The sequence below is a fragment of the Polyangium mundeleinium genome (assembly GCF_028369105.1).
GTDB lineage: Bacteria > Myxococcota_A > Polyangia > Polyangiales > Polyangiaceae > Polyangium > Polyangium mundeleinium.
On sequence record NZ_JAQNDO010000001.1, the window covers coordinates 2,266,288 to 2,288,980 of the forward strand.

Sequence of the window (22,693 nt, forward strand, 5' to 3'; positions counted from 1 at the left end):
GTCCGGGTCCCGGCTTTCCGGGATCCGGACAAACGCTCAGGGCTTCACGGGCTGAGGCAGTCGTTCGGGCATTCTTGGTAGAAGCCGCAGAGAACGATGGCGTTGTAGTCGGCGATGCCGAACACGTGCGCCTGCTCGCAGGCGATCTGGCACTGCTGATCGCCGGGCGGGCACGCCACCAAGCAGTTATCGAGCGCGATGCATTCGGGGTTGTCGAGGCAGATCTGCAGGTCGTCCTCGCAGTTGCCGCCCATCCCAGCGGCGCAGGCGTAGCAGCCGTTGCAGCCATTGGGGTTGTTGTCGCAGCTCGCCGGGCAGCCAGCCGCCACCGGGTCCACGCCGCAGCTCGTTCCGCACTCCTGGCAGAAGAGGCACTCGAGGATGTTGTTGTACTCGTCGACGGCGGCCTGCGTCGTTTGCTGCAGGCACATGTTCTCGCAGTTTGCGTCGCAGACGCCGCTCGCGGGGTTCAGGCAGTTGAAGAGCGTGACGCAATCCTGGCTGTTCGCGCAGGTCGAGAGCTCGTCCGAGCAGACGCCGTCGAACGCGCATTGATTGCAGGTGCCGCAACTCCCGAGCGTGTCGCAGCCACCGGGCGGCTGGCAGACGCCGGCATAACAGGCGACGCTGGCCAGGCAGGCCGTGCCGCACATGCCGCAGTTCGCCTCGTCCGTCTGCGTATCGACGCATTCGTTGCCGCACTTCGTCGTCCCAGCCGCGCACGTCGTGCCGCAGGTGCCGTTCGAGCAGACCTGGCCGGCGGCGCAGGCATTGCCGCACGTGCCGCAGTTGCTCGGATCGAGCTTCGTGTCGACGCAGACGTTGCCGCACTTCGTGGTGCCGGGGCCGCATTGCGCGGCGCACTGGCCGTTCGTGCAGACGTTACCGGCGGCGCAGACGTTGCCGCAGGCGCCGCAGTTGCCCGGGTCGTTCTTCGTGTTGACGCAGGTATTCGCGCACTTCGTCGTGCCGCCGACGCAGTTCAGGTTGCATTGACCGGCCGCGCAGACCTCGCCGGCCGCGCAGACCTTGCCGCACACGCCGCAGTTCGCGCCGTCGGTGGCGGTGTCGACGCAGGTGTTCCCGCACTTCGTCGTGCCGCCGACGCACGTGAGCTGGCAGGCGCCGTTCGAGCAGACCTGACCGGCGGCGCACGCCTTGCCGCACATGCCGCAGTTTGCCGTGTCCGTCTTGATGTCGACGCAGAGCGAGCCGCACTTCGTCGTTTGACCGACGCAGTTGAGCTGGCACTTGCCGGCCGTGCAGACCTCGCCGAAGGGACACGCCGCGCCGCAGGCGCCGCAGTTCAGCGGGTCGAGCGACAAGTCGATGCACTTGCCATTGCAGTTCGCCGTGCCGCCGACGCAGGCGAGCTGGCACATCCCGTTCGAGCAGACCTGGCCGTTCGGGCACGACGTGCCGCACATGCCGCAGTTCAGCGGGTCGACCGTCGTGTCGACGCACTTTCCATTGCAATTCGTCGTGCCGCCGACGCAGGCGAGACCGCATTGGCCGTTCGCGCAGACCTGGCCGGCCGCGCAGGCCGTGCCGCACATGCCGCAGTTCGTCGGGTCGATGGTCGTGTCGACGCACTTGCCCATGCAGTTCGTCGTGCCACCGACGCATTGCGTGGCGCACTGCCCATTCGAGCAAGCCTGACCAGCGGGGCACGCCGTGCCGCACATGCCGCAGTTCAGCGCGTCGATCGTGATGTCGACACACTTGCCATTGCAGTTCGTCGTGCCGCCGACGCAGGCGAGGCCGCATTGGCCGTTCGCGCAGACCTCGCCGGCCGCGCAGGCCGTGCCGCACATGCCGCAGTTCGCCGGGTCGAGGGTCGTGTCGACGCACTCGTCGCCGCACTTCGTCGTGCCGCCGACGCATTGCGTGCCGCACTGGCTGCCCGAGCAGACCTCACCGGCCGCGCAGGCCGTGCCGCACGTGCCGCAGTTCGCCGGGTCGATGGTCGTGTCGACGCACTTGCCATCGCAGTTCGTCGTGCCGCCGGCGCACGTCAGGCCGCACATCCCCGCCGCGCAAACCTCGCCGGCCGCGCAGGCCGTGCCGCACGCGCCGCAGTTGTTCGGATCGATATCGGTGAGCGTGCACGTGCCGTCGCAGTCGGTTTGTCCGGCCGGACACGGGTCGCCGCCGCCCATGCCGGTGCCGCCGGTGCCGCTGACCATGCCGCCCATGCCGCCCATGCCGCCGGTCGCGCCGGCGCCGCCGTCGCCGCCGCCGGTCGTGTTCGACCCGCCGTCGCTACACCCCGTCCAAGAGGCCACGGCGAGGCTCATGAAAGCCGCCGTCAGCGCCCATCGCCACCCCCCTCGGGGGGCCTGCGCCTTGTTGCTCATCGTTTTTGAAACCTTCCTGTAAGCAGGCACATCCGCGATTCGCGTGCTTCCTGTCCGTCCCCCGCCTCACGGTCTTCCGCGTTCGTCGGCAATCCGGCCGCCCGCGCGGTATTTTTTTCAGGCGACCATGCCGCAGTTTTGGGAAGGAAGTAATCCGCTGGAATCGCCCCGGGGACCGTCCCTCGGGCGACCGACCTTACCACCGCTCGGACGGACGTGGAAGCGTTGGGACAGCGCTCGAACGGACAAGAAATGTCCGAAAGGGAGGAGAATTGTCTGCTAAAGCGGCAATACGTCTAGCAATTCGACGCATCCCCTATGGCGGCGTCTGTTAAAGCGGCAATTCGTCTAGCCGAGCCGCTGATGGAGGATTTCGGCGGCGCGCAGGGCCATGGCCATGATGGTCATCTGAGGGTTCACCCCGAGCGAGGACGGGATGGCGCTGCCGTCGCATACGTAGAGGCCCGCGACGTCGTGGGCTTCGTGGTCGGGGCCGAGGCAGGAGCGGGCGGGATGGGTTCCGATGCGGCACGTGCCGAGCGGGTGGTACGCCGTGACCTCGATGTCTCCGGCGTGGATGCGGCTCAATCGGAGGCGGGCGAGCGCGTCCTTCGTGTTCACCTCGTCGTGGCCGGCGACGAACGGCAAAACGCGGCGCGCGCCGGCCGCTTGAAAGACCTCGCAGAGGATCTCGACGCCGCGCTGGAGGAGCCGTGTATCCCGCTCGTTCATGCGGTAGAGCAGGAGCGGACGGCCGCCGGGGCCCGTGCGGACCTCGCCGCGGCTATGGTCCTGGACCATGAAGCCGAACGACGCGAGGTAAGGGTATTTTTCCATCAGCTCGATGTACCTCGGGCCGGACCAGGGCACGCCGAGCGCGGTGACGTCGAAGGGGAGCGAGCTGCCTTCGAAGAGCAGGCCTTCCTCGGCGAAATGGTCGATCGAATACCCTTGTGGGATCCCGTTCCATGGATCGACGCGGTCGTCGAAGAGCGCCATCACTTTCGAGGCGGGGTGGATCGAGAGGTTTTTCCCGAGCATCCCCGAGGAGAGGCAGGCGCCGCTGCGGCGCAGGAGCAGCGGTGTCATGAGCGTGCCGCCGGCGACGATCACGGCATCCGCGCGGACGCGGAGGCGCGGGGGCCGGCCCTTCGTCCGTTCGGCGTCGAGTGTCGCGGTGACGCCGCGGGCGCGGCCGGCCACGATGTCCACGAAATCGACGCGCGCGGCCGTCACGAGCTCGGCGCCGCGGGCGAGCGCGGCGGGCACGTAACTCACGTCGGTGGATCGTTTCGCGCCCGTGGGGCAGCCAAAGCAGCAGATGCCCTGGCCGTCGCAATCGGGGGCGTTGCGGGTGAGCGCATGGTGGCGGAGGCCGAGGTGCTCGGCGCCACGCGCGATGATGCCGGCGATCTTGCCGAGGTGGAGCGGGTTCGCGGGCGCGACGCCGAGCATGGCCTCTACGCGCTCGTAATAGGGGCTGAGGCCTTCGGGCGAGAAGTCGCGGGGCAGGCCGTGGTGATCACGCCAGTACGCGAAGGTGCGGGCCGGGGCGCGGTAGCAGGTGCCCGAGTTGATGACCGTGCTGCCGCCGACGGCGCGGCCGGCCCAGACGGGGATGTTCACGTTGCCGAGGGCGACGGTCATTCCCTTGTCGCGGTACAGGTCGCGATACGCGCGGGAGGGCCTGCCGTTGAAGCTCGATCGCCGGTGGTAATGGCCCTCCTCCAGCATGAGCACGGCCCGCCCGCGCGAGGCGAGTTCGTAGGCTGCGGCCGCGCCGCCCGCGCCTGTGCCGACCACGACAACCTCGCATTCGAGGTCGAGATCTTCCTCGATTTCGCGTCCATCGGTCACGCGGGCGAGCCAGCGGGGTTTTTCGTCGCGCACCGTTTCGAGTTCGTAGCGACAACCGACATGGCGGAACATGTCGGGCCGGTCGAAATGCATGGCCTTGAGCGGCGTGAGCAGGACCCGCAGGACCTCGCGGATCGGCAGCACGCGCGATTGCTCGAAGCCCTCGATGGCCGTGAGGCGCGCCTCGCGCGAAAGCTCGGAGAATGGGCGGCGTTTCGTCGGCAGCGTGGAGAGCTCGACGGCCCAGAGGGCGGCCTGAAAGACGCGGATCCCCTCCCGCGGGATGTCGGACAGGTAGCGGTGCGTGGCCTCGGCGGTCTCTCGGCCCGCCCCTTCGAGGAAACGCCCCGGCGGCAGGGCGGCCTCGGCGACCGCCGTCAGGATGTCGAGCTCGCGCGCGGAGAGCCACCGGTCTCGGTCGGCCCGCGCGTGTGTCAGCGCCTTGTTCCCCTGCACACGCGAGGGGGGATCAGGTTCGGTGGGGACGGAGTGCAGAGGGTCCAGGTGCGCAACCATGCGTGCCTCCCTTGTGTACTAAAAATTCTGTAGCGAAAGAATGCACAGAACACAAGGGGGCGAGCACGACGGCTCGGCGTGCCGTGGCGTCACTCGATCGGGAGCACGATGAGCGGGCTCGAGTGGTGCAGGCTGAGCGACTCCCAGGCTTCGTCGTCGACAGCGACGCCGCGGGGGCCTTCGCGCAGGTTGCCGAGGACGGCGCGGAAGAAGGGAGGCTCGGGCATCTCGACGGCGAGGATGCCTTTGCGGTCGCCGGGGGTCGGGGAGAAGGGGCGATCGGCGCGGGTGCGCTTCGTGTCGGCGATCAGGCTGATTTCGTCCATCCGCGCCGTGTAGTGCGGGCCGCCGTCGAAGGGGTCGACGCGGTGGGCGTAGCGGAAGCCGATGCGGCGCAGGAGTTTTTCGACGCCGCGGGTCTGCAGGCCGGTCTTGCCGATGACCTTCTGCGCGTCCTCGGGCATCAGGGTCGCGTGGATCGCGCCCTCGGGGAACAGGCCCTTGATGAACTCTTTGTTCTTCTTCGAGAGCCGATCGGCCTCGCCGTACGAGAGGCCGGTGAAGCGGCGGCCGAGGGCCTCCCACAGATGGCTCGTGCCGTCGGGTTCGAGCGGGGGCATGAGCTCGGCGAGGACCTCCTGCTGGAAGAGGTCGCGGTGGGCGGCGAGGTAGAGGAACCGGACGTACGAGATGAACGTGCCGAGCCGGTCGCTGGCGCGGCGGTACTCGGGCATGATCACGAGGCCGCCGATCTCGGTGGGGCCGTCGTACGAGTAGCCGATGCGCAGGAGCGTGTGGTGGAAGTGCCGGTCGATCGTGGCCGAGTAGCGCTCCTCGTCGAGCACGTCGAAGTAGATGTACGGCGCGCCCCGTCGGCCGAGCTGCGCGATGATCATCGAGGTGCCGACGATGTGCTCCTTCGCGCGGTCGACGAGCACGAAGACGTACTGCCGGAGGCGCGGGTCCTTGATCTCGCCGGTGAAGCTCTTGTGGGAGAGGCTCACGATCTCGTGAATCTCGTCCCGATCGTGCGGCAGGTTGACCGAGTTGAGGTGTCGCGCGACGCGGAGCATTTGCTCCTCATCACCGAGGGTGGCGGCGCGAATCTCGTAGGGCAGCATGGGAAAACAGAGGCCTTGGGGCGCGGTGGCTCGGCTCGTCCGAACGCAGCGGGTCCCCCAGAGGCGGACAGCCTAGATGGGCGAGCGGCCTTGGGCCACCTGCGACGGCTAGCGAGCGCTTGTGGCTCCGTGAAAACCGCGCCACCCAGGTAGGCGTTAGCCCGAACAGCAGGCGCTCGTCCAGTTCTCTCCCATATCCCGTTTCGTGCAGCCGTCGCCCGCGATGACCGGGTTCCGGCTGTAAAACGTGCCTCCCTCGTACCGGTAGGCGGCAGGGCGTCCAGTGTAGTGCGCCTTGCAATCGTCGTCGAATCGCGGCGTTCGGCTGCGGCGCACGGGGGTGGGCTCGGCGGCGGAGGGCTCGGCGGTGGCGGTGGCGGCGGAGGCGGTGGCGGCGGAGACGGCTGGGGTCGGGGCGCCCTCGGCGAGAACGGGCAGGGCGACGCCGCCGAGGGAGCAGGCACGTCCATTCCACGCGAAACCGGGCTCGCAAAGGGGATCGCCCTTCACGCGGACGCAGGCATCGCCGCGGGCCTCGGTCTCGGGAGGGCAGGTGAGGGGGGTTTGCGACTTCGCGCAACGCACGCCGAGCGAAGCGCTCCACTTGTGCGGCTCGTAACGATTGCGCAGGGCCGTGCGGAGCCATTTGGGGAACCGGCGGCTCCAGCTCCCGCCGCGGTAGACGCGGTGCGTGCCGGTGGTGGCCTCGTCCGGGTAGGGGCCGTAGACGGTGGACGTCCACTCCCACACATTGCCCGATATGTCGTACAGGCCGAAGGCACCGGCAGGGAAGGAGCGGACGGGGCAGGTGCCGGGGTGGTCGTAGCAGGCGTGTTTTTCGTCGGGCGGGTCGTCGCCCCAGGAGAACTTGCGGTGCTCGTTGCCGGCGCGGGCGGCGTACTCCCACTCGCGCTCGGTGGGCAGGCGCTTCTTGGCGAAGGCGCAGTAGGCCTCGGCCTGGTGGAAGTCGATGCAGCTGATGGGGTGATCGGCGGTGCCCTCGGCGTCTCGGGGGCAAAAGGGCTCGCCGGTGTGCGAAGGGGTGCAAGCGCCGGCGGCGACACAGGCGCGGTAGGCGGCGACGGTGACCTCGGTGCGATCGAGGTAGAAGCCGGCGAGGACGACCTCGTGCATCGGCCGCTCCTCGGGCAACCCCTCGGTCGCGCGTGAGCCCATGAGGTAGACGGCCGGCGGGAGGGCGATCATGCCCTCGGGCGGAGGCTCGGGTGCGGGAGCGGCTGCGGAAGCGGCTGCGGAAGCGGCTGCGGAAGCGGGAGCGGCGGCGGAAGCGGGAGCGGACGCGGGCGCGGCTGCGGCAACGTTCGTCGCGGTGGGCGCGGGTGCGGGGGAAGCCTCGTCGCTGCATCCGAGGGCCACGACGGCGAGCAGCGGCATCAACTGGGCCCGGCGATCCACGGCGCGGAGCATGCCGGCAGACGATGACGCTCTGCAAACAAAACGGGAGGGGCAGGCCGCGCTCACCCGAGGTTGGCGATCTGCTCCCGCAGCGCGGCATCCATGGCGTCGAGCGGGGCTCGCTCGCCCGTGTAGAGCTCGAATTGCCGCGCCGCCTGGTGCAGCAGCATGCGCCCGCCGTGGATCACGCGCGCGCCTCGTCGCGTCGCCGCGCGGACGAGCGCCGTCTCGATCGGCTTGTACACGATGTCCATCACGAGCAGCCCCGCGGGGATGGCCTCTTCCGGCACGGGGCTCTCCGCCGCGATCTCTCCCATGCCCACGGACGTCGCATTCACGACGACGTCGTAGCGCCCCGCGTTTCGTGCCTCCTCCACGCCGGCCGCGCGTCCCCCGATCTCGGCCGCGAGCGCCTCGGCCTTGTCGAGGCTCCGGTTCGTCACGACAACCTCCGCGCCTGCATCCGCGAGCCCGTGCGCCACGGCGCGCCCGGCCCCGCCGGCCCCGAGCACGAGCGCGCGTGCGCCTTTCACCGGCGCGATCTCCTCGATCGCGCGCACCGCGCCCACGCAGTCGGTGTTGTGCCCGAGGAGCCGCCCGTCCTCCTGCACGACCGTGTTCACCGCGCCGATCTTCGCGGCGAGTGGATCGATCGTGTCGAGCAACGGAAGGATCTGCTGCTTGTACGGCATCGACACGCCGAGTCCGCGGATCCCGAGCGCGCGCATGCCCGTGATCGCGCCGCCGAGATCGGTCACGCGGAACGGTACGTACGTGAACGGCAAGCCGAGCGCGCGGTAGCCCGCGAGGTGCATCGCTGCACCGAGCGAAACCGGATAAAGCGAAATCGATCCACACAACGTGAGCTTCGCTGCGGAGGCGTGGGCGTTCGTCATGTGCGCAGGCTGGATCGGCCTCGACCGTGATGCTACCGAGCATCACGCGATGGCTTCGTTCGAGCCTTCCCTCACGCTCTCCGAAGAGGCAACGCCGCCCGTCGCGTCGCGACGCAAGCGCCTCCTCGCGGCCCTCTTCAAGCGGACCCTCAAGTTCGTCGCGCTCGTCTTCGTGCTGACGGCGGCGCGCGCCTCGCTCGCCGACCAGTACCACGTGCCCACGGGCTCGATGTGGCCGACGATCGAGCCCGGCGATCGCATCTTCGTGGCGAAAGCCGCCTACGGCCTGCGCGTGCCCTTCACCGACGCGTGGCTCTTCCATCACAGGAGCCCGCGTCCCGGCGAGGTCGTGGTCTTCGCGGATCCGCGCGGCGGCGCGATCCCGCTGGTCAAGCGTGTGGTCGCGACGGAGGGACAAACCGTCGCGGTGAAGCGGGGGATCCTCTACATCGACGGTCGTCCGCAGCGCATCGAGAGGCTACCGGACGGGCGGTTCTTGGAGCACCTCGGCGGCCTCGCGCACGAGTCGGGAGGTCGCGACTTCGAGGACTTCGGCCCCGCGGTGGTGCCGCGGGATCACCTTTTCGTGATGGGGGACAACCGGCCCGCGTCGCTCGATAGCCGCGTGATGGGTACGGTGCCGAGCACGCTCGTGCGAGGGCAGGTGCTCGGGGTGATGTTCCGGGGAGAAGGGCTCGATTTCGAGCGGGTGTTCCGCGCGATTCGGTGAGGGGGCGGGGCGGGGTGCGTGGGGATCGAGTATCCTCCGACGCATGAACGTGCCGGCTCGCAAGGCTCCTCCTGCTGTGCCTCTCGCGACCCTGGAGGACCTGTACGCCATCCCCGAGGAGAAGCGGCGGCACGAGCTCATCGAGGGCGTGATTTACGAGAAGGGGGCAGCGACGGGGGAGCACGGTCACGGGCAGTTCAAGTTGTCCACTTGGATGGCTCCGTTCGATCGTCGCCCTGGTGGCCGCTTCCCTGGCGGCTGGTGGTTCGGCACCGAGATCGACGTCTGTTTCGACGGGAAGAACACCTTCGTCCCCGACGTCGCTGGCTGGCGGCGCGAGCGCCTCCCCGAGGGGCTTCGTGGCGCTCCGATCCGCATTCGCCCCGACTGGGTTTGCGAGATCCTCTCGACGAACCGCCGCAACGATCTCGTCAAGAAGAAGCGCGTTTACCACCGGCACGAAGTTCCTCACTACTGGATCGTCGATCCTGTCGAAGAGAGCTTGTCCGTGTATCGCTGGGATCCGGCTGGTTACACCGAGATTCTGATCGCGGAACGCGGCGAGCGGGTTCGCGCCGAGCCGTTCGACGCGATCCCGCTCCAGGTAGGCATTCTGTTCGGTGACGACGAAGAGGACGAAGAGCCCGCGACCGGCGCGCCCTGATCGACGCTTCTACCGACAAGCCGCCCGCGGCCTCGCCTCGCTCGTCGGCACGTCCTCGATCGCCACGTCGACGTTCTCCGCTTCCGCGCCCTTCGGCTTCTCCGCCGACGGCGCGTGGAGCAGCGCGCGAACCTCCTCGCCCGACAACGTCTCCACCTCCAAGAGCCGTCGCGCGATCCGCTCGAGCGCCTCGAAGTGCTCGTTGATGAGCGCCTTCGTCCGCGCCTCCGCGTCCGCGAGCAGCCGCCCCACCTCTGCGTCCACGACGCGCGCCGTCTCCTCGCTGTAGTCGTAGCCGCCTCGCTCGAACGTCACGCTTCGCCGCGGATCGAACGACGCGAGCCCCAGCGCCGAGCCGCCCATCCCGAGCTCGCGCACCATGCGCCGCGCGATGTCCGTCGCGTTCACGAGATCGTCCTGCGCGCCCGTCGACGCGTCGCCGAACGTCCGCTGCTCCGCCACGCGCCCGCCGAGCAGCACCACGAGCCGATCGAGGATCTCCTGCCGGCTCATCAAGTACCGATCCTCGCGCGGCTTCTGCAGCGTGTAGCCGAGCGCGCCGATCCCACGCGGCACGATCGACACCTTCCGCACCGGATCCTGCGTCGGCAAGAGCTCCGCCGTGATCGCGTGCCCCGCCTCGTGGTACGCCACGACCACCCGCTCGTGCGCCCCGAGCCTTCGGCTCTTGCGCTCCAGCCCCGCGATCACGCGCTCGATCGCCTCGTCGAGATCCAGCTTGCTCACCGCGGTCGCGTGCCTGCGCGCCGCGAGCAGCGCCGACTCGTTCAGCAGGTTCGCGAGATCCGCGCCCACGAGCCCCGTCGTCTGCGCGGCCATGTCGTCGAGGTTCACGTCCGGCCCGAGCAGCACCCTTCGCGCGTGCACCTCCAGGATCTCGCGCCGCTCCCGCAGGTCCGGCCGATCGACGTACACGCGCCGATCGAAGCGCCCCGCGCGCGTGAGCGCTGGGTCGAGGATCTCGGGGCGGTTCGTCGCGGCGATCACCACGAGCCCCGTCGCGCCGTCGAAGCCGTCCATCTCCGTGAGGAGCTGGTTCAGCGTCTGCTCGCGCTCGTCATTGCCGCCGATCGGCCCGGCCGCGCCGCGCGCCTTCCCGACGGCGTCGAGCTCGTCGACGAACAGGATTGCGGCAGGCTTCTCGCGCGCCTGGGTGAACAGATCGCGCACGCGCGCCGCGCCCACGCCGACGAACATCTCCACGAACTCCGAGCCGCAGATGCTGAAGAACGGCACGTTCGCCTCGCCGGCCACGGCCCGCGCGAGCAGCGTCTTGCCCGTTCCGGGCGGCCCCACGAGCAAGCACCCCTTCGGGATCCGCCCGCCGAGCCTGCGGTATCGCTCCGGCGCCTTCAGGAACTCGACGATCTCGGCGAGCTCCGCTTTTGCCTCGTGGCTGCCGGCCACGTCGCGGAACGTGATCGGCGCCCCCTTGTCCACGTAGAGCCGCGCCTTGTGTTTGCCGAAGTTCAGCGCGGGGTTCGTGATGTTCGGCGTCGGCGCCTTGCGCGACATCGAGCCCACGAGCAGGAGCACACCCACGAGCGGGAGCGCCCAGAGCAGCATCATCGACAGCGACGGCCCGCCGTCGGAGACCCGGGTGTACGGGACGTCCTTCGCGTCGAGCGTCGCGAGCAGAGCCGTCTCGGCTCCTTCGATGCGCCCGGTCCGGAACGTCTGCGACGTGCCGACGGGCGCGTTCGGCGCCGTGCGCCCGATGTACGTATCCCCTTTGATCTGCACCTCGGTGAGCACGCCTTGCTCGGCCATGTCCCGGAACCGAGCGTAAGGAATTCGCTCTTCGCTCCCCTCGAGCGAGCCGAGCAGGAGCACCGCACCGACGACGAGCAGGATGTAAACCCAGAACGATCGCATTGGTCTCCGCCCCGTGCGACCTGCCTGCACGCGCTTTGCCAACGGCGATCACCCTGGAACCGACCTCGGGCCGTGCACCGACGTACCGGCGAGGATGGACAGCCCAAAAGGAGCGGGCGTACGCTTCTCCGTCCATGAACGGCCGTTCCCTGCTGTCCACGCTCGCCGCGACCGTCCACGCCACGACGTTCGTCACGCTCCTCTCGCTCGGGGCCCTCGGCTGCGGCGCCTCCACGCCGCCGCCCGAAGACGCCACGAAACAGAACGACTCTGCCCCGGACGACGGGCCGAGCGAGCCGCACGACACCGGCGCGGACACGGCGGCGCCCGAGCCGAAGCCGCTCCCGCACGGCGCGAAGAAGACGACCGACGACGGCGCGGTCGACGACTACACGTTGACAGAGAAGGACTGCATCGAGCTCGGCAAGCAGTACGTCGCGGTGCAACGAGCCGACCAGATCGCCGGGCTCGACAAGAGGCTCACGGACAAACAGCGCGAGCAGGCCGTGAAGAGCATCGACGCGGTCGTCGGGAAGATGGGCGAGCCGTGGGCGAACGGCTGCATCGAGAGCCTCGTCGGCAAGGTGGCCGAGCGCACGCGGCTCGAATGCGCGATGGCCGCGAAGAGCGTGAAGGCGTTCGACGAGTGTCTCAACGGGGAGAACCCGCCGACGAAGTGAGCCCTGGGCGCTCGGTTCGCCCGAGCCCCTCGGAAAAACCCCGCGGAAAAACCAGGTTCGTCCCATCGAACCTCGGGCCCCTCCTTTCCCCTTGTTTCGCCGCTCCTCCGGGTGCTAGGTTTTTCCTTACCGATGCACCCCCTCCTCGCCGACCCCTGGGTCGCGTCGCGCATCGACGCAGCCGTCGCCCCGTACCGCGACCTCCTCGCCCGCGAGGACCTCGAATTCCTGCGGAATGAGCTCGCCGAGCGTCTCGCGACCGACGAGCACGCCGCGCGCCTTCTTCGTCGTGCCGCGCCGAGGCACGTCGAGCAGAGCGGCGAGGCGTTCGTCGGGGCCGCCTTCGAGCCCGACGAGGCGCCCGAGGTTCGTCGGGCCAGCGGCGTTCGTTCGCGGCGCGCTGGGTCCGGGGCCGACGAGTGACCCTTCGTGTCGCTTCGCTCGGCGAAGACCCCGCGATCGAGCGTTATTACAACGAGGGGAAGCCCGTGATGGAGCACGTCCTCAGCTGGATGGTGCGCAGGCTCGGGCACATGATCCCGATCGAGGACATGCGCGCGAGTGCCCAGGAGGGCTTGCTCGAAGCCGCGCGCACCTTTGATCCGGCCCGCGCGTCCCTCCCCACGTACGTCGCTCGCAAGGTCCGCTGGGCCATCCTCGACGGCATCAAGCGGGAGCGCCGCTCGCGCCGGGCCCTCGCCCGCGCCACGGCCCTCCTCTGCGCCGAGCGCGTCTCCATCGAGTTCGCCTCCGCGCCGGACGACGCGGGTTTCTCCGAGGACGACCACGTCTCCGCGCTCGATCGCCTCCTCGAAGCGCACGCGGTGGCCCTCGCGCTTGGCCTCGTCTCCGGCGCGAGCACGCCCGAGGAGCACATCTCGCGCGCCGAGATGGCGCACGCCCTTCGCCGCGCCATCGACGCGCTCCCCGAGCGCGAGCGCAAGCTCGTCGAGCGGCACTACTTCCAGGGAGAGGACTTCGACGAGATCGCCGCGGATCTCGGCATCAGCAAGAGCTGGGCGAGCCGCCTGCACGCGCAGGCGATCCAGTCGCTCGCGACCGCGATCGCCGCGCGTACGCGTTAGTGTTTCGCCTTCAGGTACGGCGCCTTCTCTTCGTCCGTCACGGGCTCGACGAACAGCACGCGGTGGTCGCGTTTGCCGAAGCTCACGAGCCGCACGAAGATGTGGTCGATCGCGACCGTCACCTCGCTCCGCTTGTGCTTCCACAGGTTCGCCGCGTCCTGGAACGTCGGCACCTTCGGGTTGTACGCGATCATGTGGTACTCGGGGCCTGCGGGCTCCGGGTAGTCGTCGACGTGGACGATCTTGTAGAGCCGGATCCCTCCGCTCGACTCGGCGGCCGCGACGACGGCGCCCTCCACCAGGTCCTTGCCGTCGGGATCGGACGCGGCGGGGACGGGCACGTCGCGGTTGCATGCGGCCACGGAGCCTACGGCCATGCACAAAACGAGCAGCGCGCGGCGAAGCATGGCTCGGGAAATATCACCGGGGCCACCCGGCGCAAGCGTGGCCTTCCCGATCTCCATCCGCCCGTGTATCACCCCGCATCCGAGGGCTCGCGCGCCCTCGCTTCCTGGAGGAGACCATGCGACTCGAAGACACCAAGTTCATCGTCACCGGCGCCGCCTCGGGCCTCGGCCGTCATTACGCCTATCGCCTCGCGGAGGCGGGCGGACAGGTGGTCGCGGGCGACGTGAACGAGGCGGCGCTCGCCTCGCTCGCGGAAGAGGCCAAGGATCTCCGCGGCAAGATCCACCCGAAGCGCATCGACGTCGGCAGCGAGGCCGAGGTCTCCGCGTTTGTCGACTTTGCGCACGAGGCCATGGGCGGCCTGAACGGCCTCGTCAACAACGCCGGCATCCTGCGCGACGGCCTGCTCGTGAAGAAAGACCGCACGACCGGCGCGATCACGAAGCTCTCTGCCCAGCAATGGCAGGCGGTCATCGACGTGAACCTCACGGGCGCGACCTACATGGTCCGCGACGTCGTCGCCAAGATGGCGGCGAGCGGCGAGAAGGGCGTCATCGTCAACATCAGCTCGATCGCGCGCCATGGAAACCGCGGACAGTCGAACTACAGCGCCGCGAAGTCCGCGCTCGCCACCAACACCAAGACGTGGGCCCTTGAGTTCGCGCCCTTCGGCATTCGCGTCGGCTGTGTCGCGCCGGGCATGGTCGAGACGCCCATGACCCAGGGCATGAACCAGAAGGCGAAAGACGCGCTCGTTGCCGCGATCCCCGTCGGCCGCATCGGCTTGCCCGAGGACCTCTGGCTCGCCGTTCGTTTCGTCATCGAGTGCGAGTATTTCAACGGCCGCACCATCGACGTCGACGGCGGCCTCGCCATGTGACCGCTCCGCCTCGAACAGACGATCGATCCTGGCCAACGGTATTGACCTCGTTGATGTTGAAAGCTATTCTCAACATCAACAGGACGCCGGACGGTCGGAAGCACCTATGTACGTCTGCATCTGTGAGGCGGTTTCGGAGAAGGACATCTTGGACCTCGTGGGCGCTGGTGCCTCGACGGCCCATGAAGTCATGGAAAAGACGCGGGCCGGCACTCGTTGCGGCTCGTGTCGGGCGACCGTGAAGTCCCTCGTCGAGGGGGATGGACCGGTCTCCACGGAAGGTGTCGATTCCGCCCCGAGTTGCGGGGTTCGTCGGCTCCGCATGCTTCGATCCGCCTCTTCGGCTGCCTGAGGGTTCGGCTCGGCTCGTTCGGTTCTCGATAACGGTTTTCGACATCTCCAACGTTCCGTGCGCGCGGCAGCGTTTGTCGCGTGACGGTGTTGTTTTGTTTCGAGAGCCCTCTCTCGCCTGCCCATTTTTCCGATAGCGTGCTAGGCGGACATCGCGGCTACCGTATCGCCGGAGCCGTAACCCTTGCAGGCTAGAGGTTTCCATGAAGGGCGACAGAGACGTCATCCACGCGCTGAACGAGGTGCTCGCTGCCGAGCTCGTGGCGATCAACCAGTATTTCATGCACGCCAAGATGTGCGAAAACTGGGGCTATCTGGCGCTGGCCGAGCGCAGCCGCGATGAGTCGATCGACGAGATGCGCCACGCCGAGGCGATCATGAAGCGGATCCTCTTCCTTGAAGGCCTGCCGAACCTGCAGCGCCTCGACAAGCTGAACGTCGGCCAGACCGTGCCCGAGCAGTTCAAGAGCGATCTCGACCTCGAATATGCGGCCGTGACGCGCCTGAACAGCTCGATCGCTCTCTGTCGTGAGAAGGGTGACCACCAGAGCGAGGCGCTCCTCCGGAGCATCCTGGAGGGCGAGGAGGAGCACATCGACTGGCTCGAGACCCAGATCGATCTCGTTCAAAAGCTGGGCGAGCCGCTCTACCTTTCGCGCCAGCTCTCGCACTGCAAGAGCTGACGCGCGAGGCAATCGTGGCGATGATAGGGTCGCGCGGCACCAGGTCCCTGGGGGGCCGCGCGATCGACTGCACGTGCAAAGGCCCCCAGACGGAGGCCGGGGGAACCCATGGCGAAGATTCTCGTCGTCGATGATCAGCGCAACATGCGCACGACGCTCGCGATGATGCTGCGGAGCGCGGGCTACGAAGTCGACGAGGCGAGCGACGGAAGAGAAGGCGCGGACCGCGGCTCGAAGGGCGCTTACGACCTCGTGCTGACCGACCTGCGCATGGGCGGCAACGACGGCATCGGCGTCCTGCGCGCGGTCAAAGAGACGCACGCGATGACCGAGGTCATCGTGATGACCGCGTACGGCACGATCGAGAGCGCAGTCGAGGCCATGCGCCTCGGCGCCTTCGACTACATCCAGAAGCCCTTCACGGAGCAGGAGCTGCTCGTGAAGGTCGAGCGCGCGATCGCGAACCGCAGGCTCACGGGCCAGGTCTCGCTCTTCGCGACCGAGTTCCGCGAGCGCTACAAGTTCGAGAACATCATCGGCCGCTCGCAAGCGATCCGCGAGGTGCTCGCGCGCATCGTGCGCGTCGCGCCGACGGACGCGACGGTGCTCATCACGGGCGAGAGCGGCACGGGCAAGGAGCTCGTGGCGAAGGCGATCCACGCGAACTCGAAGCGCGCCGATCGCCCGTTCGTCCCCGTCAACTGCGCCGCGATCAGCGAGACGCTCCTCGAGAGCGAGCTCTTTGGCCATGCGCGTGGCTCGTTCACGGGCGCGGTCTCGGCGCGCAAGGGCCTCTTCGAGGAGGCCGACGGCGGCACGTTCTTCTTCGACGAGATCGCCGAGACGCCGCTGACCTTCCAGGCGAAGCTGCTCCGCGCGATCCAGGAGAACGAGATCCGCCGCGTCGGCGAGAACAAGCCGATCCGCGTCGACGTGCGCATCATCGCCGCGACGAACCAGGACCTCATGACCTCCGTCGCCGAGCGTCGCTTCCGGCAGGACCTCTACTACCGCCTCAACGTGGCGCGCTTCATCCTGCCGCCGCTGCGCGAGCGTCGTGAGGACATCCCGGTCCTCTTCGAGTTCTTCCTCGACAAGTACAACCGCAAGATGAGCACGAAGGCGCGCGTCGGCGACGGCGTGCTCGAAGCGGTGTCGAACTACGAGTTCCCGGGCAACATCCGCGAGCTCGAGAACCTCGTCGAGCAGGCCGTCGCGCTCTCGGGCGGCGGCATGATCACGATCGACGACCTCGGCCTGGCCCCCGGCCCCTCGCAGAAGACAGCACCGACGAGCGGCGGCCGCGCCCTCTCCGACGTGGTCGACTCCGCCGAACGTCAAGCCATCGAGGCCGCGCTGCGCGAGTGCGACGGTAGCCGCGAGCGCGCCGCCGAGGTGCTCGGCATCAGCGCCACCACGCTCTGGCGCAAGATGACACGGCTCGCGATCACGTATCCGCCCGTCTGAACCCGCCCGCCCCCTCCGGAGCCCGCCCCCGGGACATTGCAGATTTGCAATGTCCCGAGCGAAGCACCTTTCCGACATGCAATGTTCGAGGCGAACATCGTCTGCCCCGGATGATGCGTTGCGGCGTCGATCACCGGAGGTTTGCCCCGGGATCCATCGATGGAACGTGTGTTGCTTCGAAAAACGGCAAAGACGAACCCGAGCGCTTTCGTGTCGGCGTCGTCTCTGAAGGGGTCCTTACCCATGCCGCGCGTGTTGATCGTCGATGACGAGGAGAATCAACGCAAGACGCTCTCGATCGGGCTTCGGCTGGAGGGGTTCGAGGTCGTCGGCGCCGCGTCCGGGGAAGAGGCGCTACGCTTGCTCGGCGAGAAGGCCGTCGACGTCGCGATGGTCGACCTGATGCTTCCAGGCATGAGTGGTCTAGACCTCGTGCGTCAGATCCGCCGCATGTTCCCGAACGTGCGCGTCTACCTCGCGAGCGCCTACCACCTCTCGTCGCGCCAGATGGAGCGCGCCGACTGCGGCGCCGCCGGCTTCATCCCCAAGCCCTACGCCCTCTCCGAGCTCAGCCGCCTGCTGCAAGCCAAGACCCCGGCGCCTGCGCAAGTCGCGTGCTAACAGCCGCGCGTGCGCCGCGACCTCCTCGCCTACGATCTACCGCCCGAGCTCATCGCCGCGCATCCGTCCCCGGATCGTGAAAGCGCGCGCCTGCTCGTCGTCGACGACGCGCCCGGCCGCCTCGAACACGCCTTCATCCGCGACTTGCCCGATCGCTTGCCCGAAGGCGCGCTCGTCGTCGTCAACGACACGCGTGTCCTGCCTGCGCGCCTCCTCGGCCGCAAAGCGTCGAGCGGCGGCAAGGTCGAGATCTTCCTCGTCCGGAAAGTCGCCGACGCGCACGTCGAGCGCAACGGCGAGCGCCTCCCCGCCGAGCGATGGCGCGCCCTCGGCCGCTCGTCGAAACCCCTCCGCGAAGGCGCCGAGATCACCATCGACGGCCCCGCCTCGCTCGTCGCGCGGATCGAAGGCCGGGACGGGGGGTTTGGGGGCGCAGCTCCGCTTGCCGGAGCGAAGCCCCCAAGCGCAGAACGAGGCCTCTTCGACGTCGTCCTCTTCTCGCCCGAGGGCCGCTCCGTCCCCGACGCGGTCGAGGCGGCGGGCCACATCCCGCTCCCGCCGTACATCCGTCGCGACGACGACGCGACCGACCGCGCGCGCTACCAGACCGTCTACGCCCGCGAGCCCGGCGCCGTCGCCGCGCCGACCGCGGGTCTGCACCTGACCGAGCCGCTGATCGAGCGTTTCTCCGCGCGCGGGATGGAGCTTGCGCGGGTCACGTTGCACGTCGGGCTTGGCACGTTTCAGCCGGTGACAGTCTCCGATCTCGATGATCACCCGATGCACGCCGAGGTCTACCGCGTGCCGCCCGAGACAGCCGAGGCCGTGGCGCGCGCGAGGCAGAAAGGCCGGGAGATCGTGGCCATCGGGACGACCAGCGTGCGCGCTCTGGAGAGCGCCGCGGACCCCGAGCACGAGGGGCACGTCGTCGCGCGGGAGGGGGAGACACGCCTCTTGATCCAGCCGGGCTATCGCTTTCGCGTGGTCGATCGGCTGCTGACGAATTTTCACCTGCCGGAGTCCACGCTCCTCGCGCTCGTGGGCGCCTTCGCGGGGCTCCCGCGCGTCCTCGAGAGTTACCGCGTCGCGATCGAGGAGAGGTACCGGTTTTACTCGTACGGCGACGCGATGCTTCTGAGGAGACAACGATGAGCGGGCCGAGCACGCCCGGATATGCCTTCCGCACCCTCGCCACGAGCGGCGCGGCGCGCGCAGGCGTCCTGACCACGCCGCATGGCGACGTCCCCACCCCGACGTTCATGCCCGTCGGCACGCAGGGCAGCGTGAAGACGATGAGCCCGGACGAGGTCGCGGCCACGGGCGCGCGCATCGTCCTCGGCAACACCTACCACCTCTGGCTCCGGCCCGGCCCCGAGGTCGTCGCCGAGCTCGGGGGCCTGCACGGCTTCACGAAGTGGCCCCACGCGATGCTCACGGACTCGGGCGGCTTTCAGGCCTTCTCGCTCGCCGAGCGGCGGCAGACGAGCGAGGACGGGTTCGTCTTCCGCTCGCACCTCGACGGCGCGAAGAAGGTCCTCACGCCCGAGGTGGCGATGCAGGTGCAGGGGAAGATCGGCGCCGACATCGCGATGCAGCTCGACATCTGCCCGCCCGGCGACGCCTCGCGCGCCGACTTCGAGGCCGCGTGCGCGCGCACCACGCGCTGGGCGCGGCGTTGCCTCGCGGCCAAGCGGCCGGATCAGGCGGTCTTCGGCATCGTGCAGGGCGGCACCGACCCCGCGCTCCGGCGCGCGCATGCCGAGGAGCTCGCGGCGATGCCCTTCGCGGCTGATCACCGTGCACAACCTGCACCTCTACGGCACGCTCGTGCGCGAGGCGCGGGAGGCGATCCTCGCGGGCCGCTACGACGCGTTCGCGAAGGAGTGGCTCGCGGGGCTCGAAGCGGGCGCGGCGGAGGCCGAGCCCGCCCGCGCTACTTGATGTTGAGCTCCAGCGTCGTCGGCTGCCCGTTGCGGACCACGTCCACGCGGATCTGGTTCGCCGACATCAGCCGCGCGTAGGCCTCCAGCGCGCTCTGCGGGTTCGTCATCTCGAACCCGTTGATGCGCTGGAGCTGATCGCCGTGCTTCAGCCCGATCGCGTCGAGCGCCGTCCCCTTGCGCACGCCCATGAGCCGCATGCCCGTCGTCTGATCGCCCTGCTTCGCCGGCAGCACGCGCACCTTCTGCAGGTACTCCGCCTGGTTCGTCAGGATCTCGTCCACCACCGTGCGGTCGATGTCGTACTGGTTCGGCCCCGTCTGCCGGATCCGCTCGGCGATGTGCGGCGGGAGCTGTCCTTTGGGCCTCTTCCCCTGCGTCGCCGGCGGCGCCGCTTGGGGCCCCCCGTTCATCGGTGGCTGGTTCATCGGCGGCTGGTGCATCGGCGGCGGCATGCCCTGCATCGCCCTGCGCCGCTCCGCGTCGTGCACCTCGATCTGACAAAACCGCCCTTCGCGGGAGAGCCAGATCCGATCCGGCCCGATATGCGCCACCTGGAAGCCGCCGAGCTGGTCGCCCTGGCGATGCAGATGCACGCCCTCCGGCCCTGCGATCGCCGCGAACGACCATGCGGGCTCCTCCTCCGACCACACGATCAGCGTCACCATGCCGACCTCGCACGGCGGATCGTCGAGCGGATGCGTCGGCGGCGGCCCTTGCGGCTGCTCGGGCATGATCAGCGGTCCCGTCATCGAGTCGAACGGATTGCGCTCGAGGATCACGTCTCCGCGCGGCCGGCCCGGCTCTTCTTCATGGTGGGCGGCGATCTTCGGCCCCGGCCGCTTCGTCACCGGGGCGCCGTTGGTCATCGTCGCGCCGACGAGGTCGCCGAGCCCCTTGGCCTGAAAATACGCCGATGCCAGGAGCAGCAGACCCACGACAACCGGAAAATACCGCTTGAGCAGCGCATCGAGTCGCACCCCACGCACCCGAGCGAGCGCCGTACCAGCGCTTGTCGGCTGTCATGGCCTGGAAACCCGGAAAACGTGGGGCTCGGCGCGGCACCCTCCTGCTCGGCCCCGGCGCGCCCGTGCGCATCTTGCCCGGAATTTCCCCCTCGGATACGGTGGAGGCCGAGGCGCGGGACGGCGTGGAAATTCCTACGAAAAAGCCGATCGGCAAGATCTTGGTCCAGCAACGCGCGCTCTCCGAAGAGCAGCTCGAACGGGCGCTCGCCGCGGGCAAGGGCTCGCCCGTCCCCCTCGCGTCGCGTTTGACCGAGGCCGGCACGATCAGCGAGCTCGCCGCCTTGAAGGCGCTCAGCGAGCAGAACGGCGTGCCGGGCGTCGACCTCAAGCAGGTCTGCTTGAAGCTCACGGACCTCGCGATCGTGCCGCGTGGGGTCGCGATCCAGCACAAGCTGCTCCCCGTCCTCGTGCGGGACGACAAGGTCCACCTCGCGATGGCGGCGCCGACGAACCGCAAGATCATCGACGAGATCGAGTTCACCACCGGCAAGCGCGTCTTCCCGTACGTCGCGCTCGAAGGCCAGCTCCTCAAGGTCATTCCGGCCGCGTATGAAATGCGCGAGCGCGGCGAATCGCACTACGTCGGCCCGAACTGCCCGCCCGAGGTCCGCCGCAAGGCCGGCATCCCGCTGCCCACGCGAACGCAGGGTGGGGCGACGACCGAGACGCCGCCGCTCGAAGGCAGCATCCTTGGCCCCATGCCCACGGCGGCCGAGGGCTCGCAGGCCGCGATCCCGCCGCCGAAGCGCGTCACGACCCGCAACCAGATCGGCGCCATCGTCGACGACGCCATGCAACGCGCGGCCGCCGACGCCGACGTCTCCGACGCCGACTTTGGCAAAGCGCCGCGGGATCTCTCGGTCATCGCGGGCCCGGGCGCGCTCCGGCCGCCGCGCCAGCCGGGCGAGCGCACCGTGCTCGTCGTCGACGACGAGGTCGAGATCCGCAACATCCTCCGCCTCGTCCTCGAACAACGCGGCTACCGTGTCCTCGAAGCCGACCGCGGCGAGGCGGCGCTGCGCATCCTCAAGGAGGACGTGCCGGACGCGATCGTCCTCGACGCGATGCTCCCGGGCGAGCTGCACGGGTTCGACATCGCGCGTCAGCTCAAGGGATCGGAGCGGTACGGGCACATCCCGATCGTGATCGTCTCGGCGGTCTACCGGGGCTGGCGGTTCGCGGAGGACCTCAAGGCGAGTTACAAGGTCGACGCGTACGTCGAAAAACCGTTCCGGGTGACGGACGTGATCGAGGCGCTCGAGCGCGCGATCGAGCAGGCGCAGGGCAAGGCGGCGCCGGTCGATCCGGAGCGGATCTCGGCGGAGGCCGAGAAAAAACTCGCGGCGGGGATCGCGTCCTACCAGGCCGGCAAGTTCGACGAGGCGATCGGGTTTCTCCGCGAGGGGACGAAGATCGATCCGCTCGCGTATCGCCTGCACTTCCACCTCGGGCTCTTGCTCGGCAAGCGGGGCCAGATTTACGACGCGATCAGCGAGCTCGAAACGGCGCTGCGCATCAACGACCGGCACTTCCCGGCCTTGAAGAACCTCGCGGTCCTCTACCAGAAGGCCGGCTTCCGCAACAAAGCCGTCGAGGTATGGGAGCGCGCGCTCCGGGCCGCGCCGGACGAACCGACGCGCCAATCCATCAAGGAGATCCTGGTCGGCCTGCTCTAGTCTTTGCGGCGCAGCTCGTCGATCCAGGCGCGGGCCGAGGCTTCGTCGGGGAACGACTCGATCGGGATGCGGCCGATCTCCAGCCCGAGCAGCCGGGTGGCGCGCAGGATCATGTCGAAGACCGCGCGCTGGTAGAGGTTCGCGCCGAACATCGCGGACGCACGCAGGGTGCCCGCCTGGAAGCTCTTGAAGCCTTGCACCGCCATCGAGGGCGCGTAGTTCGTCAGCTTCGTGAGGTCCGCGATGTAGTAGACGCCGTGCCCGACCTGCTTCGACGCCTTCTCCAGATAGGCGAGCCCCGCGCGCACGTCGTCCGCGGTGACGACGCCGGTGGGGCGGCAAAGGACGAGGTCCGGGGGCTCGAACCGGATGGGGTGGGGGCCCAGGGAGTCCCAACCGTCGCTCGGCGTTTGCATGGGTG

Annotated in this window: 22 protein-coding genes and 1 pseudogene; 14 read left to right on the forward strand and 9 right to left on the reverse strand. The window is 68.9% G+C overall.

The annotated features are described in order from the left end of the window. Positions 1-44: 44 nt before the first annotated feature. The 5 genes from POL67_RS09125 to POL67_RS09145 form a co-directional block, all read right to left on the reverse strand. Positions 45-2,357 (reverse strand): MXAN_6577-like cysteine-rich protein, encoded by a 2,313-nt coding sequence (locus tag POL67_RS09125; RefSeq protein WP_271916779.1) that lies wholly within the window; start codon positions 2,355-2,357, stop codon positions 45-47. A gap of 348 nt (positions 2,358-2,705) precedes the next feature. Then, a complete protein-coding gene (locus tag POL67_RS09130; protein WP_271916780.1) occupies positions 2,706-4,730 on the reverse strand; it encodes a GMC family oxidoreductase in 2,025 nt (674 codons plus the stop codon). An 89-nt stretch (positions 4,731-4,819) separates the two neighbouring features. Then, positions 4,820-5,851, reverse strand: coding sequence for an arginine N-succinyltransferase (locus POL67_RS09135; RefSeq protein WP_271916782.1), 1,032 nt, complete (start codon positions 5,849-5,851; stop codon positions 4,820-4,822). 156 nt (positions 5,852-6,007) lie between these two features. Continuing rightward, entirely contained in the window at positions 6,008-7,267 is a 1,260-nt protein-coding gene (locus POL67_RS09140; protein WP_271916783.1) for a formylglycine-generating enzyme family protein, read from the reverse strand. A gap of 62 nt (positions 7,268-7,329) precedes the next feature. Continuing rightward, positions 7,330-8,163, reverse strand: a complete 834-nt coding sequence (locus tag POL67_RS09145) for a shikimate dehydrogenase (RefSeq protein ID WP_271916784.1) — start codon at positions 8,161-8,163, stop codon at positions 7,330-7,332. Here POL67_RS09145 and lepB point away from each other — a divergent pair. Together lepB and POL67_RS09155 are read left to right on the forward strand one after the other, a co-directional pair. Next, positions 8,129-8,893 (forward strand): signal peptidase I, encoded by a 765-nt coding sequence (lepB, locus tag POL67_RS09150; RefSeq protein ID WP_271916785.1) that lies wholly within the window; start codon positions 8,129-8,131, stop codon positions 8,891-8,893. The two genes, POL67_RS09145 and lepB, sit on opposite strands and share 35 nt — an antisense overlap. Positions 8,894-8,936: 43 nt before the next feature. Further along, on the forward strand, positions 8,937-9,557 hold the full coding sequence (locus POL67_RS09155; RefSeq protein ID WP_271916786.1) for a Uma2 family endonuclease: 621 nt from the start codon (positions 8,937-8,939) through the stop codon (positions 9,555-9,557). Between the two features lie 9 nt (positions 9,558-9,566). Here POL67_RS09155 and ftsH read toward each other — a convergent pair whose 3' ends face one another. Further along, positions 9,567-11,453 carry an ATP-dependent zinc metalloprotease FtsH gene (ftsH, locus tag POL67_RS09160; protein ID WP_271916788.1) on the reverse strand — a complete coding sequence of 629 codons (1,887 nt, stop codon included), beginning with the start codon at positions 11,451-11,453 and terminating at the stop codon, positions 9,567-9,569. 134 nt (positions 11,454-11,587) lie between these two features. On the opposite strand from ftsH, the gene POL67_RS09165 reads away from it, so the two are divergent. The 3 genes from POL67_RS09165 to POL67_RS09175 all read left to right on the forward strand — a co-directional run bounded on the left by POL67_RS09165 (position 11,588) and on the right by POL67_RS09175 (position 13,218). Next, positions 11,588-12,133 (forward strand): hypothetical protein, encoded by a 546-nt coding sequence (locus POL67_RS09165; RefSeq protein WP_271916790.1) that lies wholly within the window; start codon positions 11,588-11,590, stop codon positions 12,131-12,133. Between the two features lie 132 nt (positions 12,134-12,265). Further along, a complete protein-coding gene (locus tag POL67_RS09170; protein WP_271916791.1) occupies positions 12,266-12,556 on the forward strand; it encodes a hypothetical protein in 291 nt (96 codons plus the stop codon). After that, complete coding sequence (locus POL67_RS09175) at positions 12,553-13,218, forward strand: sigma-70 family RNA polymerase sigma factor (RefSeq protein WP_271916794.1); 666 nt, start codon at positions 12,553-12,555, stop codon at positions 13,216-13,218. Before POL67_RS09170 ends, POL67_RS09175 begins: the two co-directional genes overlap by 4 nt. Here the strand turns inward: POL67_RS09175 and POL67_RS09180 are convergent. Continuing rightward, positions 13,215-13,625 carry a hypothetical protein gene (locus tag POL67_RS09180; protein WP_271916795.1) on the reverse strand — a complete coding sequence of 137 codons (411 nt, stop codon included), beginning with the start codon at positions 13,623-13,625 and terminating at the stop codon, positions 13,215-13,217. The genes POL67_RS09175 and POL67_RS09180 overlap by 4 nt on opposite strands. Before the next feature lie 116 nt (positions 13,626-13,741). Here POL67_RS09180 and POL67_RS09185 point away from each other — a divergent pair, with 116 nt between their 5' ends. The 8 genes and pseudogenes from POL67_RS09185 to POL67_RS54150 all read left to right on the forward strand — a co-directional run bounded on the left by POL67_RS09185 (position 13,742) and on the right by POL67_RS54150 (position 19,569). Then, positions 13,742-14,506 carry an SDR family NAD(P)-dependent oxidoreductase gene (locus tag POL67_RS09185; RefSeq protein ID WP_136970288.1) on the forward strand — a complete coding sequence of 255 codons (765 nt, stop codon included), beginning with the start codon at positions 13,742-13,744 and terminating at the stop codon, positions 14,504-14,506. 106 nt (positions 14,507-14,612) lie between these two features. Further along, on the forward strand, positions 14,613-14,858 hold the full coding sequence (locus POL67_RS09190; protein ID WP_271916797.1) for a (2Fe-2S)-binding protein: 246 nt from the start codon (positions 14,613-14,615) through the stop codon (positions 14,856-14,858). Between the two features lie 202 nt (positions 14,859-15,060). Then, positions 15,061-15,540, forward strand: a complete 480-nt coding sequence (gene bfr, locus POL67_RS09195) for a bacterioferritin (protein WP_136927625.1) — start codon at positions 15,061-15,063, stop codon at positions 15,538-15,540. A 108-nt stretch (positions 15,541-15,648) separates the two neighbouring features. Further along, complete coding sequence (locus tag POL67_RS09200) at positions 15,649-17,007, forward strand: sigma-54-dependent transcriptional regulator (RefSeq protein WP_271916800.1); 1,359 nt, start codon at positions 15,649-15,651, stop codon at positions 17,005-17,007. Between the two features lie 243 nt (positions 17,008-17,250). Further along, positions 17,251-17,628, forward strand: coding sequence for a response regulator (locus tag POL67_RS09205; RefSeq protein WP_136927623.1), 378 nt, complete (start codon positions 17,251-17,253; stop codon positions 17,626-17,628). A gap of 9 nt (positions 17,629-17,637) precedes the next feature. Continuing rightward, positions 17,638-18,780 carry a tRNA preQ1(34) S-adenosylmethionine ribosyltransferase-isomerase QueA gene (gene queA / locus POL67_RS09210; protein WP_271916803.1) on the forward strand — a complete coding sequence of 381 codons (1,143 nt, stop codon included), beginning with the start codon at positions 17,638-17,640 and terminating at the stop codon, positions 18,778-18,780. After that, positions 18,777-19,403 (forward strand): annotated as a pseudogene (locus tag POL67_RS09215) (tRNA guanosine(34) transglycosylase Tgt); the annotation flags it as partial. The gene queA and the pseudogene POL67_RS09215, both read left to right, overlap by 4 nt. Next, positions 19,384-19,569, forward strand: a complete 186-nt coding sequence (locus tag POL67_RS54150; protein WP_373372405.1) for a hypothetical protein — start codon at positions 19,384-19,386, stop codon at positions 19,567-19,569. The pseudogene POL67_RS09215 and the gene POL67_RS54150, both read left to right, overlap by 20 nt. Here POL67_RS54150 and gspC read toward each other — a convergent pair. Continuing rightward, positions 19,562-20,548, reverse strand: coding sequence for a type II secretion system protein GspC (gene gspC, locus POL67_RS09220; RefSeq protein WP_271916808.1), 987 nt, complete (start codon positions 20,546-20,548; stop codon positions 19,562-19,564). The genes POL67_RS54150 and gspC overlap by 8 nt on opposite strands. Positions 20,549-20,592: 44 nt before the next feature. Between gspC and POL67_RS09225 the strand changes: the two genes are divergently transcribed. Continuing rightward, a complete protein-coding gene (locus POL67_RS09225) occupies positions 20,593-22,272 on the forward strand; it encodes a response regulator (protein ID WP_271916810.1) in 1,680 nt (559 codons plus the stop codon). Here POL67_RS09225 and POL67_RS09230 read toward each other — a convergent pair. Next, on the reverse strand, positions 22,269-22,688 hold the full coding sequence (locus POL67_RS09230) for a SpoIIAA family protein (protein WP_271916813.1): 420 nt from the start codon (positions 22,686-22,688) through the stop codon (positions 22,269-22,271). The two genes, POL67_RS09225 and POL67_RS09230, sit on opposite strands and share 4 nt — an antisense overlap. Between the last annotated feature and the right edge of the window lie 5 nt (positions 22,689-22,693).

Bases quoted from the DNA above. Each gene is read 5' to 3' on its own strand.
- POL67_RS09125 (WP_271916779.1), bottom strand. From the start codon at position 2,357: ATGAGCAACAAGGCGCAGGCCCCCCGAGGGGGGTGGCGATGGGCGCTG.
- POL67_RS09130 (WP_271916780.1), bottom strand. From the start codon at position 4,730: ATGGTTGCGCACCTGGACCCTCTGCACTCCGTCCCCACCGAACCTGAT.
- POL67_RS09135 (WP_271916782.1), bottom strand. From the start codon at position 5,851: ATGCTGCCCTACGAGATTCGCGCCGCCACCCTCGGTGATGAGGAGCAA.
- POL67_RS09145 (WP_271916784.1), bottom strand. From the start codon at position 8,163: ATGACGAACGCCCACGCCTCCGCAGCGAAGCTCACGTTGTGTGGATCG.
- POL67_RS09155 (WP_271916786.1), top strand. From the start codon at position 8,937: ATGAACGTGCCGGCTCGCAAGGCTCCTCCTGCTGTGCCTCTCGCGACC.
- ftsH (WP_271916788.1), bottom strand. From the start codon at position 11,453: ATGCGATCGTTCTGGGTTTACATCCTGCTCGTCGTCGGTGCGGTGCTC.
- POL67_RS09165 (WP_271916790.1), top strand. From the start codon at position 11,588: ATGAACGGCCGTTCCCTGCTGTCCACGCTCGCCGCGACCGTCCACGCC.
- POL67_RS09170 (WP_271916791.1), top strand. From the start codon at position 12,266: ATGCACCCCCTCCTCGCCGACCCCTGGGTCGCGTCGCGCATCGACGCA.
- POL67_RS09180 (WP_271916795.1), bottom strand. From the start codon at position 13,625: ATGCTTCGCCGCGCGCTGCTCGTTTTGTGCATGGCCGTAGGCTCCGTG.
- POL67_RS09185 (WP_136970288.1), top strand. From the start codon at position 13,742: ATGCGACTCGAAGACACCAAGTTCATCGTCACCGGCGCCGCCTCGGGC.
- POL67_RS09190 (WP_271916797.1), top strand. From the start codon at position 14,613: ATGTACGTCTGCATCTGTGAGGCGGTTTCGGAGAAGGACATCTTGGAC.
- bfr (WP_136927625.1), top strand. From the start codon at position 15,061: ATGAAGGGCGACAGAGACGTCATCCACGCGCTGAACGAGGTGCTCGCT.
- POL67_RS09200 (WP_271916800.1), top strand. From the start codon at position 15,649: ATGGCGAAGATTCTCGTCGTCGATGATCAGCGCAACATGCGCACGACG.
- POL67_RS09205 (WP_136927623.1), top strand. From the start codon at position 17,251: ATGCCGCGCGTGTTGATCGTCGATGACGAGGAGAATCAACGCAAGACG.
- POL67_RS54150 (WP_373372405.1), top strand. From the start codon at position 19,384: ATGCCGAGGAGCTCGCGGCGATGCCCTTCGCGGCTGATCACCGTGCAC.
- POL67_RS09225 (WP_271916810.1), top strand. From the start codon at position 20,593: ATGGCCTGGAAACCCGGAAAACGTGGGGCTCGGCGCGGCACCCTCCTG.
- POL67_RS09230 (WP_271916813.1), bottom strand. From the start codon at position 22,688: ATGCAAACGCCGAGCGACGGTTGGGACTCCCTGGGCCCCCACCCCATC.